Here is a 14,238-nt window from a genome sequence, read left to right as displayed (position 1 = left end):
CACTAAAGTTTGAAGAAGATCTCATTACAGTAGTGCAAATTTGCACACAGTTTTCATTAACTGTGATGAATGTCGAAGTGTGGATGCGGGTGAATGTTAGAATACTCACAGACCCGCAAGGTAAAATTTATACGGCACTGCCGTTGGAGATTGTTATGACCGATTTAACTGCAAGCAGCCTGCGCGCGTTGAAACTGATGGACCTGACCACCCTGAACGATGACGACACCAATGAAAAAGTCATCGCCCTGTGCCATCAGGCGAAAACGCCAGTGGGTAACACCGCCGCCGTCTGTATCTATCCGCGCTTTATCCCGATTGCCCGCAAAACGCTGAAAGAGCAGGGCACGCCGGACGTGCGCATTGCCACCGTAACTAACTTCCCGCACGGCAATGACGATATCGAGATCGCGCTGGCAGAAACCCGCGCGGCGATTGCGTACGGCGCAGACGAAGTTGACGTGGTATTCCCGTACCGCGCGCTGATCGCCGGCAACGAGCAGGTCGGTTTTGACCTGGTGAAAGCCTGTAAAGACGCGTGTGCGGCGGCAAACGTGCTGCTTAAAGTGATCATCGAAACCGGCGAGCTGAAAGAAGAGGCGCTGATTCGTAAGGCGTCTGAAATCTCCATCAAAGCCGGTGCGGACTTCATTAAAACCTCTACCGGTAAAGTGCCGGTCAACGCTACTCCGGAAAGCGCACGCATCATGATGGAAGTCATCCGTGATATGGGCGTGTCCAAAACTGTTGGCTTCAAACCGGCGGGCGGCGTGCGTACCGCAGAAGACGCGCAGCAGTTCCTGGCGATTGCCGACGAGCTGTTCGGCGCCGACTGGGCTGATTCCCGCCACTACCGCTTCGGCGCGTCCAGCCTGCTGGCCAGCCTGCTGAAAGCGCTGGGTCACGGTGACGGTAAGAGCGCAAGCAGCTACTAAGTTGAATTGCCGGGTGGCGCTACGCTAACCCGGCCTACAGGATCGTAGGGCGGGTCAACATACCCGCCGCCATTCACCCGATTCCGCATGGAGGTTACCGTGTTTCTCGCACAAGAAATTATTCGTAAAAAACGTGATGGTCATGCATTAAGCGACGAAGAAATCCGCTTCTTTATCAACGGCATTCGTGATAACACCATCTCTGAAGGGCAGATTGCGGCTCTGGCGATGACCATTTTCTTCCACGATATGTCGATGCCTGAGCGCGTGTCGCTGACCATGGCGATGCGAGATTCAGGAACCGTTCTGGACTGGAAAAGCCTCAACCTCAACGGCCCGATTGTGGACAAACACTCCACCGGCGGCGTGGGCGACGTGACTTCCCTGATGCTTGGCCCGATGGTGGCAGCCTGTGGCGGTTACATCCCGATGATTTCCGGGCGCGGCCTGGGTCATACCGGCGGTACGCTCGACAAACTGGAAGCCATTCCGGGCTTCGATATCTTCCCGGATGACAACCGCTTCCGCGACATTATTAAAGACGTTGGCGTGGCGATTATCGGCCAGACCAGCTCTCTTGCTCCGGCAGACAAGCGTTTCTACGCGACGCGTGACATTACCGCGACCGTAGACTCCATCCCGCTGATCACCGCCTCTATCCTTGCCAAAAAACTGGCGGAAGGTCTGGATGCGCTGGTGATGGATGTGAAAGTGGGCAGCGGCGCGTTTATGCCAACCTATGAACTCTCTGAGGCGCTGGCCGAAGCGATCGTTGGCGTCTCCAACGGCGCGGGCGTGCGCACCACTGCACTGCTGACGGACATGAACCAGGTGCTGGCCTCCAGCGCCGGTAACGCGGTTGAAGTCCGTGAGGCCGTGCAGTTCCTCACAGGCGAATACCGTAACCCGCGCCTGTTCGATGTCACCATGGCGCTGTGCGTTGAGATGCTCATCTCCGGCAAGCTGGCCAAAGACGATGCGGAAGCCCGCGCGAAGCTTCAGGCGGTGCTGGACAACGGCAAAGCGGCGGAGATCTTTGGTCGGATGGTGGCGGCGCAGAAAGGCCCGACCGACTTCGTGGAAAACTACGCGAAATACCTGCCAACCGCGATGCTCAGCAAAGCGGTCTATGCGGACAGCGAAGGCTTTGTCTCGGCTATGGATACCCGCGCGCTCGGCATGGCTGTCGTGTCTATGGGCGGCGGTCGTCGTCAGGCATCGGACACCATTGATTACAGCGTCGGCTTTACCGATATGGCCCGTCTGGGCGACAGCGTTGACGGCCAACGTCCGCTGGCGGTGATCCACGCGAAAGATGAAGCCAGCTGGCAGGACGCGGCGAAAGCGGTGAAGGCGGCAATATCTCTTGACGATAAAGCACCGGAAACCACACCGACGGTCTATCGTCGTATCACTGAATAGCGGTATACTGATCTGATCGCATTTTTATGAAGCACTAAGTACGGAGAACAATTATGAAACGTGCATTTATTATGGTGCTGGACTCATTCGGCATCGGCGCAACCGAAGATGCAGAACGATTTGGTGACGTGGGTTCCGATACCCTGGGTCACATCGCGGAAGCCTGTGCAAAAGGCGAAGCGGACAACGGTCGTAAAGGCCCTCTGAACCTGCCAAACCTGACCCGTCTGGGGCTGGTAAAAGCGCATGAAGGCTCAACCGGTAAGATCGCAGCCGGTATGGACGGTAACGCGGAAGTGGTGGGCGCCTACGCGTGGGCGCACGAGCTCTCTTCCGGGAAAGATACTCCGTCCGGCCACTGGGAAATCGCCGGCGTGCCGGTGCTGTTTGACTGGGGCTACTTCTCCGATCACGAGAACAGCTTCCCGCAGGAGCTGCTGGATAAGCTGGTGAAGCGTGCCAACCTGCCGGGTTATCTCGGTAACTGCCACTCTTCCGGTACCGTGATTCTGGATCAGCTCGGCGAAGAGCACATGAAAACCGGCAAGCCGATTTTCTATACCTCTGCTGACTCCGTGTTCCAGATCGCCTGCCACGAAGAGACGTTTGGCCTGGATAAACTGTACGAGCTGTGCGAGATCGCCCGTGAAGAGCTGACCGAAGGCGGCTACAACATTGGCCGCGTTATCGCGCGTCCGTTTATCGGCGACAAAGCGGGTAACTTCCAGCGTACCGGCAACCGTCACGACCTGGCCGTGGAGCCACCGGCGCCGACCGTGCTGCAAAAACTCGTCGACGAGAAAGACGGCCACGTGGTTTCCGTGGGTAAAATCGCGGACATTTACGCCAACTGCGGCATTACCAAAAAGGTCAAAGCGACCGGTCTGGATGCGCTGTTCGACGCCACCATCAAAGAGATGAAAGAAGCGGGCGATAAGACCATTGTCTTCACCAACTTCGTGGACTTCGACTCCTCCTGGGGCCACCGTCGCGACGTCGCCGGGTATGCTGCGGGTCTGGAGCTGTTTGACCGCCGTCTGCCAGAGCTGATGGAGCTGGTGGGGGAAGATGACATTCTGATCCTGACCGCTGACCATGGCTGTGACCCGACCTGGACCGGTACCGACCACACCCGTGAGCATATTCCGGTGCTGGTGTACGGCCCGAAAGTCAAACCGGGCTCGCTGGGTCACCGTGAAACCTTCGCGGACATCGGCCAGACGATTGCGAAATACTTTGGTACGTCTGACATGGAATATGGCAAGGCTATGTTCTAAACGGATTGGGTGCGGCCTGATGCCCTCACCCCGGCCCTCTCCCTGTGGGAGAGGGAGAACAGAATGTAGGCCGGGTAAGGCGTAGCCGCCACCCGGCAAAAACAACAATGTAAAAGGAACTGAAGATGGCAACTCCTCACATTAATGCAGAAATGGGTGATTTCGCTGACGTCGTATTGATGCCGGGCGACCCGCTGCGCGCGAAGCACATTGCAGAAACCTTTCTCGAAGACGTGCGTGAAGTGAACAACGTGCGCGGCATGCTGGGCTTCACCGGCACCTATAAAGGCCGCAAAATCTCCGTGATGGGTCACGGCATGGGTATCCCATCCTGCTCCATCTACACCAAAGAGCTGATCACCGATTTCGGCGTGAAGAAAATCATCCGTGTCGGCTCCTGCGGCGCAGTGCGCATGGACGTTAAGCTGCGTGACGTGGTGATCGGCATGGGCGCGTGCACCGACTCTAAAGTCAACCGCATCCGCTTTAAAGATCATGACTTTGCGGCCATCGCTGACTTTGACATGGTGCGTAACGCGGTTGACGCGGCAAAAGCGCTGGGCGTTGACGCGCGCGTGGGCAACCTGTTCTCTGCCGATCTGTTCTACTCGCCAGAAGGCGACATGTTCGACGTGATGGAAAAATACGGCATTCTGGGCGTGGAAATGGAAGCGGCCGGTATCTACGGCGTGGCGGCTGAATTCGGTGCGAAAGCGCTGACCATCTGCACCGTGTCTGACCACATCCGTACCCACGAGCAGACTACCGCTGCCGAGCGTCAGACCACCTTCAACGACATGATCAAAATCGCGCTGGAATCCGTTCTGCTGGGCGATAAAGAGTAATCCCGTTTTCCAGGGGGCGGACTTGCCCCCTGTTTTACTTCGTCAACACTTCCCACATCAGATTACTTTCCAGCGTCACCGTATCACCCACGTGATTAAACTGACGGTCGCTCAGCACTGGCGTGAGAGTCAGGACAACATTCATCTGTTTACCTTCTACCGGCTGATGATTTTCCATTGCAATAATGCCGTTATTATTCTTCAGCAACTGGCTCTCCTGCGCATCGCCGTCGGCAGTAAACTGCGTTCTGTCAACGGTTCTGCCAATCGCATAGGGTTTACCATCTATCACCATATGGCTGGCGCGCAACGCCAGGCCGCTGCTGTCGCCAAAGTAAAAGCGTCCTTTTTCGCCCGCTGTCGCCTGAACAAAAAGCGCGATAGTCTGGTTTTCCGGGCAGCTAATGCTGACGTTAACCTCCCGGGAAGGCATCTGATGCCAGCCCTGCTGAGTGCTGACCTCCTCGTCCTGTTTAAACCGCCCGAAGCGGACGTCAGGCGAGGAGAGGGTTAGCTGGCACTCGTCGGCGGACCAGGCGGCGGGCGCAAAAAGCGCAGCCATTATCGAAAAAGTCATCAGTAAATGTTTACCCTGGTGTTTCATTTACAGACTCCTTTAGCGGTTTCATAAAACGATTCTTTGTCCTGAGTCTCGCTCAGGGTGTAATCGATGCGGCAGACGCGCTGCATGTTATCGTCAACGGCATAGAGCGCCGGGCTGTTGGACATATCGGTGACAAAAACGCGCCCGCTGTCCACCGCGCTGACCAGGTAGTTGTTTTTCTCATCCACGATGCTGGTCCCTTTTGGCAGCCACGAGCCGTCTGCACGTTTCACTTCGAGCATCACGCGACGGGTATTCAGCACTTTGAAATCCAGCTCCCTGAAAGCTGCATGGGCGACGGAAATGTTCTTAATGCCGTTGGCCAGATCCATGCTTTTCGGTAGCGTGTTAGCGTTCACTTCAACTCTTGATTTGCGCCATTCCGTCAGCCCCGGGACAACGGCTTGCCCCCAGCGATCGGTCCAGACGCGGCCCTGCGGCGTAGCGATTTCAATACCGCTTTCAGGCTCGCTCAGGCGGGCGATGGCAAAGGTATCCTTAACGCTGTAAGGCGAGAACGTGACACCATGCTCATGCAGCGCCACGCCGCCGCTGAGGGTGGCGTTATAGTTGCGCTGATTGTCGCCGCTGGAGCCGCCACCCACGCTGAGCTGCGTGTAATGCAGGTTGGTGTTGATATTGCCATTAAAGCTATTTTCGTTGTTTTCGTTATCACGATCCGCCGAAATGTAGTAACTGGTATCTTCACCCAAAGAGCCATTATTTTGCAGACCGTAGGAGGTTTTATCGCCCTGGCTGCGCATATAGGCGCCGACACGCTGCGCGCCGAACGGAATACTGACGTTGACATAAAACATGTCGTCATCATTACTGCTACTGTCTGTATCCTCGTCTTCATGCTGATTGACCGCATGCTGCCAGTTGACGGAGATGGAGGCATATTTGAACGTTTTGCCCCATGACACCATCACATTGCGCGTATCATCATAATCATTTGTCGCCTGATAGCCGTAATAGCCCAGCGAGAAGGTACCGAACAGGTTGTTGCCCCAGCTGATATTGGCGCTATAGCTGCTTTGATAACCGTGAAAATCATCGTCCATCGCTTCTGTCAGTTCGCGATAGCCTCCGCTGTATTTGGCAGCGCTTAAGTCGAGACTCAGATCGCCGGGTAGCGCCATGCTGGTGATGATTTCACCCTTTGCGCCCTGCTGTGACTCGCCAAAAGACTCCCGGCTTCCCAGCAGCGAGCCGGAAATTGACACTCTTTCCGCTGGCAGCCACTGCAACATGCCTCCCGTTGCCTGGTAATCCTGCGCCAGCACGCCGGAGGCGGTCGCCGTCCAGTCGGGGTGGAGCAGCCAGCCATCAGAGATGTTATACACCCAGGGACGATCGTAATCGGTATCGATATCACGCACCCGCCCGACCGACATGGAGAGGCCGATAGGTTTTAGCACATGAAAATTAAAAGAGGAGGCGGGCACGGTAAATCGCGTGGTGGAACCATCGGTTTCAACGACGCTGACGTTAAGGTCGGCGTTACCGCGTATCACCGGTACACTTTCCAGCGTAAATGGCCCGGCATTAACCAGCGAGGAGTAGATGAGCTGTCCTGACTGGCGAACTTCGACGCGCGCCTGGTGGGTGCGGGCAATGCCATTAACGGTGACGCCGGGAGTATCCTGCGCCAGTCCCTGTTCCGGGATAAACTGGATGCCGTCAATGGGCGCGCCACTAAACAGTGACGAATGCACATTAATCTGACCTACCTGAGCGCGAACCTTCTGATTCTGGAAAACGTGTTCCGCATAGGTGTAGAGACTGTCCGAATTAAAATCACCATCGTCATCGGTCAGCATATAGCGGCTGCGTACCGTCCACTGTGCAATATTCAAACCCGCCTCAAGGTTGGCCTGCGAATAATTGGTGCTGTCGGAGCCTGAACTGTCGTTGCGACTGGTGAACAGGTTGTAGTTAAACAGCCCGGCGGTCCCCCCTTTAGCAAAGTTTTGCGGAGTCAAAAAAACGCTGTCCAGCGCCTCTGCCGGAACGAAAAGCGCAAGCGACTCATTACCCGGTACAGGGTTGATCACCGCTGACGGGTAGTCACTGTGTAAATCATGACACGTTTCATTGCTGGCGATCCGCACCGGCATTAAACCCGTGGCACTGAGAAAATCGTCGTCAACGCAGAGTTCGCCCTGCGGGCCAAAAAGCACGGCAATCGAGCCTTTCTCAACGCCGTTAATGGTGACGGAGACCGTATGTCTTCCTGGCAGAAAACGGGGAGAGTCGGCAAAATAGTCAGCCAGGTTCTTACTGATCCCCCTTGATTGCAGAATATCGGTATCAAACGTCACTTCCCTGGCATGGACAAATGCGCCGGGGAGAATACAGGCTGTCAGCGAGCAATAGAGTGCGGCCCGAACACAAGAGGAAAGATTAAGACGGTTCACCGATTAATTCTCTTATCTGAAGAAAGATCATGGCGCTAAAGAGGCGGTAAAGCTGGGAACCTCAATGCCGTAGCGGCTTGCCGGATAAAAGCGTACCGACTTTTCACCCGCCAGGCTTTTTGGCACCTGAACCTCCAGGGTTTCGCCGGGCAGAATGTAGGTTTTCTTCAGCTTGCCTTCGGCGTTTGAGGGCAGAAAGGTGACGTTCTGCGCCATGCGGACCACGTAAGCGGACGGGTTTTTCACGGTAAAGTGTTCCCCGCTGCCGGACCATTCAAGCAGCTTCCAGGCATCGGTAACGACGGGCAGATTTTTTGGGCGAATTAAAACCGGCAGATCCTGGCGCAGGTTAAAGCCGATTTTGATCTTTTTATCATTGGATTTCGGCGGAATACCCTCGAAGGTCACGCGTTTAAGGTGTTCAACGGTGAGGGGCTGCGCGCTTTCCATAATAAAACGAAGCTGTTGCTGCTGATCCGGCTCCACGCGAACCACCGGCTGGGTGACGTTCAGCGTCACGCCCGTGTCGTCAGGCAGATCGACAATTGTGGTATAGAGTAAGGCCGGAAAATTATCGGTATTTTTAACGTTCATTACGCCACTGTGGGTCGACTCTTCAATAACCAGCAGCGTAGTTTCCGGCACCATGCCGGCGGCATACGCCTGAGAAAAGAGAGCAGGGAATAATAACGGTGCGGCAATGGCGCACTGCGCGATCGTGGTTTTGACTGACATCGAGATTAATCCTTTAACCTGACAAACACCTCCTCTGTTAAGAGGAGGTACGTTTCACACTATATCGGGCTGATAATCAGAGATATTTCACGGTAATGGTGGCCTGGCCGTCCAGGTTGGTATCATCCGTAATCGCAAGGGTCGCGGTGTTCTGAATAGCCAGAGAGGTTTTCAGCGGAAATACTGCGGTGGTGAAAGGCAGCGGCTCAGAGGTGCCGGAGGCGGCCACGGTCATCATTTCCATGTTGGCGTTTTTGATGATACCGGTAGCGGATGTCTGCCAGGTCGGGCTGTCCACGGTGCCGGAGATAACGTCTGATTTCACGCCATCAGCGGTGACGTTCGCCACATCAGCGAAGATGGAGTAAGCGCCAATTTTCACGCCGCCTGCGGTTTTGCCCACGCCGTAGGACTGGGTGGTGTCGGAAACGGTGCCGCCCGCCGCGTCTGCGGCATTAATGGTGATCACAGAGGCGCCCGGGTGGGTGTCTGCGCGGTCATCGCTGATGGTCCAGCCAGCTTTGGTGGCTTCCGGGCAGGTGATGGTCAGGGAGATATCCTTCTGCCCCAGCTGGTTTATGCTGGTTGCGGAGAGATCGGCCAGGTGAATACGGCCATAATCTACTTCGCCGCCGCCGCTTAACTGCGGAGTACAGGCGGCAACAGAGAGCATGCCGGTAACTTTCAGCACGGCGGTGGACGCAGCGTTAGCAGCGGTTGCGGAAAGCGCCATAGCAACGGCGGTGGCAACTAAAATCTTTTTCATTGTTGTTCCTTAACAAATGCGGGTCATCGCGCCAATATTTATGGGCGAAACGAGGCAATTACAGATAGTACAGAGTGACTGTTGCCTGGCCGTCGATAGGCGTATCGTCGGTGATCGCAAGCGTTGTCGTATCCTGCACGGCGAGCGCTACGCGCAGCGGGAATACGGCATTCGTAAAGGCGGCTGGCTGCATATCAGAACCCACGGTATAGGTTTGATCGCCATCACCATAGACAAGACTCCAGTTTTGGTCGTTTGTGACCTTGTTGTGCCACTCATAAGTGCCACTGGCTCTATCAGCAATATAGACGTCAGATTTCGTCCCATCTGCCAGGGTGTTGTCTGCATCAATTGCCACAGAGTAAGCACCAATCTTGATGCCCCCCGCAGTTTTGCCTACGCCAAATTCGACAGGTTCATATCTGATGGCCGCCCCGTCAAAACGTGCGTTTTCAATATTAAGCGTAACCAGTGAATCCACCTTTTCATCCGTCATTGTCCAGCCCACCTTGGTAGGCGAGGGGCATGCGATCGTCAGTGTCAGATCTTTATTACCTAATTGGTTAGTGGCAGTTGGAGATAGCGCGTAGGTGTATTTAGTACCAAAATCAACGGTACCGCCACCGCTTAATGTCGGCGTACAGGCATCATTGGTTAAAACACCTTTTAATTTTAATACCGCAGTGGAGTCGGCATGCGCTGCCGCAGACAGAGTCATTGCAACAGCTGTTGCAATAATAAGTTTTTTCATCGTTAATCCTTAACGTTCGAAATAGACGTGTGGAAAGGGAATAGAAAAAATTTTCCATCTCAAGGATTATCGCAAAAAATACACATGCTCATGATAAGAAATATTAATTTCTTAATTAATTTTTGCTAAATAATATATAAAGAGAAATATATTATTCATATTATATATGCTTTACTTTAAATGCTTAAAAATGTTTTTAGGAATAAAGGAAGTATTCACTTCCCATAAAATTGTTAGCGTACCGCTTTGGCAATCCATCCCGACAGTTCCCGCAGTTCTTTTTCCTGCTGTGGGAAATCAACCAGTAGCGCCTCGCACTCCTGTTGCAGCATATCTGCCCGATAGAGACAGCCCTGCAAACGTGCAGCCAGCGCTTCTAACGGTGCCGGATTAAGACTATCCGTAAATACCTGGGTACGAGAGATATGGCCTTTCTCGACGTCAAAGTGCAGCTCAATTCCGCCCCAGGTAAATCGCTCATCCAGCAGGTGTGAAAACGCCGGTGCCTGACCGAAATTCCACTCCCAGCTGCTCTGGCGGGCGAAGGTTTCCGCGAAGTTTGGCAGATCCGGGGTTTTATCCGGAGAAATCACCTCGGCTTCTATGCGTTCACCGTAATGCCTGAAAAAGGCCTCGCGGATCGCATCGCAAATGCGTTCATGGGTAATTCCCGGCAGGAGCTCCACCAGATTCGCCACGCGACCGCGCACGGAGGTAATGCCTTTGGCCTGGAGCTTTTTCTTGTCCGGGTTCAGATAGTTTGCCAGACGGCTCAGATCGGCATTCAGCAATAATGTGCCGTGGTGGAATCCGCGATCCATCGTTTCGCGGTAGGCTGAGCCTGACACTTTCCGGTCGCCTTCAGGCGTTTTCACGACCAGATCGTTACGTCCCGAGGCTTCAGCCGTCACGCCAAGCGAATTGAGCGCGTTAAGCACAATGGAGGTCGAGATGGTTTTGTCGTATTCCGGCTTGCCCGCCATAAAGGTAAAGCAGGTGTTGCCCAGATCGTGAAACACCGCACCGCCGCCGCTGCTGCGGCGCGCCAGGCGGACGTTGTCCTCTTCCATACGGCGGGTGTTACACTCTTTCCACGGATTTTGCGCGCGGCCAATAACGACCGTATCAGCGTTGCGCCAGAGAAACAGGACGCGCTGGGTGGCGGGCATCTGGCGGAAGATGCACTCTTCCACCGCCAGGTTAAACCAGGGATCGTGAGAGTCAGAGATAAGCAGGCGTAACGTCGTCATGGCAGAGTTCCTTTTCCGAATCATCCGCCTACTTTACCACTATTCTTTCTTCTCGCTCTCTTCCTCTTCGGGCACCGACTTGCTGGCGGTTAACAGGAACGGTGACTGCTGCCAGCGGGTGCGCTTGCCTTGCAGCAGCGTACGCGCCAGTACCACGCCAATCGCCAGCGAGAGCAGCAGCATCAGGCGCAAAATATTGGTGGTGTTATCCACCTGTTTGGCTTCGGTTGGCAGGGTATGGGTGTCGAGTGTCAGACGTAAATAGCCAAGCGGACCATTCTTGCCCTGAATAGGTTCGACGATTTGTTGGTTGAAATACCCCCCAGCTTTTTTGCCGTCCAGCGCCAGCCTGTCGCGCACGTCAACATGCTCACCCGCGCGGGCAATCAGGTCGCCCTGTTCATCGTACACGCCTGCATCCAGAATGCGGCTGTTTTCCGTAAGCTGGCGCAATACCTGGGCTATTCGCTTATCATCCGGCGTTTCGGTGCGCATAGACGGCGCAACGTTGAGCGTCACCTGGCGCGCCAGGGTACGGGCCAGCTCCTCAAACTGCGGGTTACGCTGTCGTTGGTGATTCTGGCTAAACCAGGATGCCCCCTGCATCAGCGCCACTAATAGTGCGAGACAGATCAGGACAATCACGGCGCGATGAAGCCGGAATTTCAGTTTTGCGCGAGCCATATTCCACCTGCTTAAAATTTACGGCTTAATGTTGCCAGAAGTGATGGTTACAGGGTAGCCTCATGCGTTATTTTCCCTCTGGAACCTTCCGGCGCGAACGAAATTACAGGAGCTTCAATGCCGAACATTACCTGGTGCGACCTGCCAACGGATGTCTCTTTATGGCCAGGATTGCCGCTCTCTTTAAGTGGCGATGAGGTGATGCCTCTCGATTACCACGCTGGCCGTAGCGGCTGGCTGCTGTACGGACGCGGCCTGGATAAGCAACGCCTCACCCAGTATCAAACCAAACTGGGCGCAGCGATGGTCATCGTTGCGGCCTGGTGCGTGGAAGATTATCAGGTCATTCGCCTGGCGGGTTCCCTGACGCAGCGCGCCACGCGTCTGGCGCACGACGCCGGGCTGGACGTTGCCCCCCTCGGCAAAATTCCGCACCTGAAAACGCCCGGCCTGCTGGTGATGGACATGGACTCCACCGCCATTCAGATCGAATGTATTGACGAGATCGCTAAACTGGCGGGCAGCGGCGAGCTGGTGGCGGAAGTCACCGAGCGCGCGATGCGCGGCGAGCTGGATTTCACCGCCAGCCTGAGGCAGCGCGTGGCGACCCTGAAGGGGGCCGATGCTAACATTTTGCGTCAGGTGCGCGATGAACTGCCCCTGATGCCTGGGCTGACGCAGCTGGTGCTCAAGCTGGAGACGCTCGGCTGGAAAGTGGCGATTGCCTCCGGCGGGTTCACCTTCTTTGCCGACTACCTGCGTGACAAGCTGCGTCTGACCACCGTGGTGGCAAACGAGCTGGAGATCATGGACGGCAAACTCACCGGACAGGTCATCGGCGACATCGTGGATGCGCAGTACAAAGCCAATACGCTGACGCGTCTGGCGGAGAAATATGCCATTCCGGTCGAGCAGACCGTCGCCATCGGCGATGGCGCGAACGATCTGCCGATGATCAAAGTTGCCGGGCTGGGTATTGCCTACCATGCCAAGCCGAAAGTGAATGAAAAGACGGAAGTCACTATCCGTCATGCTGATCTGATGGGGGTGTTCTGCATTCTCTCCGGCAGCATTAATCAAAAATAGCGGCTTGCTTTTGTAGGCCGGGTAAGCGTCAGCGCCACCCGGCGCGCAGACCGCACAGAAATAACGAGGTAAACCGTGGCGAAAGCTCCAAAACGCGCATTTGTCTGTAATGAATGTGGTGCGGATTATCCGCGCTGGCAGGGGCAATGCAGCGCCTGTCATGCCTGGAACACCATCACCGAAGTGCGTGGTGTGGCGGCTTCGCCGAGCGTGGCCCGCAATGAACGGCTGAGCGGCTATGCGGGCAATGCAGGCGTGTCGAAGGTACAAAAACTTTCGGATATCAGCCTGGAAGCACTGCCGCGCTTTTCCACCGGATTCAAAGAATTTGACCGCGTGCTCGGCGGTGGCGTAGTGCCGGGCAGCGCCATTCTGATCGGCGGTAACCCGGGCGCGGGTAAATCGACCCTGCTGCTGCAAACGCTCTGCAAGCTCGCCGAACAGATGAAAACCCTGTACGTCACGGGGGAAGAATCACTCCAGCAGGTGGCGATGCGCGCGCACCGCCTCGGCCTGCCGACCGGCAATCTGAATATGCTCTCGGAAACCAGCATCGAGCAGATCTGCATGATCGCCGAAGAAGAGCAGCCGAAGCTGATGGTGATCGACTCCATTCAGGTGATGCACATGGCTGACATTCAGTCGTCGCCGGGCAGCGTGGCGCAGGTGCGTGAAACCGCAGCCTACCTGACGCGCTTTGCCAAAACGCGCGGCGTGGCGATTGTGATGGTCGGCCACGTCACCAAAGACGGCTCGCTGGCGGGGCCGAAGGTGCTGGAGCACTGTATCGACTGCTCGGTGATGCTCGACGGCGATGCGGACTCCCGCTTCCGTACCCTGCGCAGCCACAAAAACCGCTTCGGCGCGGTGAATGAGCTGGGCGTGTTTGCCATGACCGAGCAGGGGCTGCGCGAAGTCAGCAACCCGTCGGCCATCTTCCTGAGCCGTGGCGACGAGATCACGTCCGGTAGTTCGGTGATGGTGCTGTGGGAGGGGACGCGTCCGCTGCTGGTTGAAATTCAGGCGCTGGTGGATCACTCGATGATGGGCAACCCGCGGCGCGTGGCGGTCGGTCTGGAACAGAACCGCCTGGCGATCCTGCTGGCGGTGCTGCACCGTCACGGCGGTCTGCAAATGGCGGATCAGGATGTGTTCGTCAACGTGGTTGGTGGGGTGAAGGTTACGGAAACCAGCGCGGACCTGGCGCTGCTGCTGGCAATGGTCTCCAGCCTGCGCGACAGGCCGTTGCCGCAGGATCTGGTGGTGTTTGGCGAGGTGGGGCTGGCTGGCGAGATCCGCCCGGTGCCGAGCGGTCAGGAGCGTATCTCCGAAGCGGCAAAACATGGCTTCCGCCGCGCGATTGTTCCGGCCGCCAACGTGCCGAAAAAAATCCCGGAAGGGATGCAGGTTTTTGGCGTTAAAAAACTCGCAGATGCGTTAAATGTCTTTGACGACTTATAATT

The 14,238-nt window shown here is 55.8% G+C and carries 13 protein-coding genes; 6 read left to right on the top strand and 7 right to left on the bottom strand.

Annotation, left to right across the window (positions count from 1 at the left end):
* The first annotated feature begins 155 nt into the window (after positions 1-155).
* The 4 genes from deoC (at position 156) to deoD (ending at position 4,479) form a co-directional block, all read left to right on the top strand.
* Entirely contained in the window at positions 156-935 is a 780-nt protein-coding gene (gene deoC, locus ACOTW6_RS16715; RefSeq protein WP_003856543.1) for a deoxyribose-phosphate aldolase, read from the top strand.
* A gap of 99 nt (positions 936-1,034) precedes the next feature.
* A complete protein-coding gene (gene deoA / locus ACOTW6_RS16710) occupies positions 1,035-2,357 on the top strand; it encodes a thymidine phosphorylase (protein WP_017383831.1) in 1,323 nt (440 codons plus the stop codon).
* Between the two features lie 53 nt (positions 2,358-2,410).
* Positions 2,411-3,634 (top strand): phosphopentomutase, encoded by a 1,224-nt coding sequence (gene deoB, locus ACOTW6_RS16705; RefSeq protein WP_003856540.1) that lies wholly within the window; start codon positions 2,411-2,413, stop codon positions 3,632-3,634.
* Between the two features lie 125 nt (positions 3,635-3,759).
* Complete coding sequence (gene deoD / locus ACOTW6_RS16700) at positions 3,760-4,479, top strand: purine-nucleoside phosphorylase (RefSeq protein WP_003856538.1); 720 nt, start codon at positions 3,760-3,762, stop codon at positions 4,477-4,479.
* A 34-nt stretch (positions 4,480-4,513) separates the two neighbouring features.
* On the opposite strand, the gene ACOTW6_RS16695 is transcribed toward deoD, so the two are convergent.
* The 7 genes from ACOTW6_RS16695 to ACOTW6_RS16665 all read right to left on the bottom strand — a co-directional run bounded on the left by ACOTW6_RS16695 (position 4,514) and on the right by ACOTW6_RS16665 (position 11,689).
* Positions 4,514-5,083 (bottom strand): hypothetical protein, encoded by a 570-nt coding sequence (locus ACOTW6_RS16695; RefSeq protein WP_213789065.1) that lies wholly within the window; start codon positions 5,081-5,083, stop codon positions 4,514-4,516.
* Entirely contained in the window at positions 5,080-7,503 is a 2,424-nt protein-coding gene (locus tag ACOTW6_RS16690; protein WP_062932394.1) for a fimbrial biogenesis outer membrane usher protein, read from the bottom strand. The genes ACOTW6_RS16695 and ACOTW6_RS16690 overlap by 4 nt, the downstream gene beginning before the upstream one ends.
* 27 nt (positions 7,504-7,530) lie before the next feature.
* Positions 7,531-8,238, bottom strand: coding sequence for a fimbria/pilus chaperone family protein (locus tag ACOTW6_RS16685; RefSeq protein ID WP_213789064.1), 708 nt, complete (start codon positions 8,236-8,238; stop codon positions 7,531-7,533).
* Between the two features lie 76 nt (positions 8,239-8,314).
* Positions 8,315-9,004 carry a DUF1120 domain-containing protein gene (locus ACOTW6_RS16680; protein WP_213789063.1) on the bottom strand — a complete coding sequence of 230 codons (690 nt, stop codon included), beginning with the start codon at positions 9,002-9,004 and terminating at the stop codon, positions 8,315-8,317.
* Positions 9,005-9,062: 58 nt separating this feature from the next.
* A complete protein-coding gene (locus ACOTW6_RS16675; RefSeq protein WP_219241046.1) occupies positions 9,063-9,755 on the bottom strand; it encodes a DUF1120 domain-containing protein in 693 nt (230 codons plus the stop codon).
* Positions 9,756-9,988: 233 nt separating this feature from the next.
* A complete protein-coding gene (lplA, locus tag ACOTW6_RS16670) occupies positions 9,989-11,005 on the bottom strand; it encodes a lipoate--protein ligase LplA (protein WP_213789061.1) in 1,017 nt (338 codons plus the stop codon).
* Between the two features lie 39 nt (positions 11,006-11,044).
* Positions 11,045-11,689: a YtjB family periplasmic protein gene (locus ACOTW6_RS16665; protein WP_015572615.1), complete on the bottom strand. Its 645-nt coding sequence runs from the start codon at positions 11,687-11,689 to the stop codon at positions 11,045-11,047.
* A gap of 117 nt (positions 11,690-11,806) precedes the next feature.
* Between ACOTW6_RS16665 and serB the strand changes: the two genes are divergently transcribed.
* Together serB and radA are read left to right on the top strand one after the other, a co-directional pair.
* On the top strand, positions 11,807-12,775 hold the full coding sequence (gene serB / locus ACOTW6_RS16660) for a phosphoserine phosphatase (protein WP_003856524.1): 969 nt from the start codon (positions 11,807-11,809) through the stop codon (positions 12,773-12,775).
* Positions 12,776-12,850: 75 nt separating this feature from the next.
* Complete coding sequence (gene radA / locus ACOTW6_RS16655; RefSeq protein WP_003856523.1) at positions 12,851-14,236, top strand: DNA repair protein RadA; 1,386 nt, start codon at positions 12,851-12,853, stop codon at positions 14,234-14,236.
* Positions 14,237-14,238: the final 2 nt, after the last annotated feature.

The organism is Enterobacter cloacae complex sp. IR5403, assembly GCF_049238705.1.
Classification (GTDB): Bacteria; Pseudomonadota; Gammaproteobacteria; order Enterobacterales; family Enterobacteriaceae; genus Enterobacter; species Enterobacter hormaechei_C.
The sequence above is the reverse complement of the archived record's forward strand: the minus strand, read 5'-3'. Positions and strand labels throughout refer to the sequence as shown.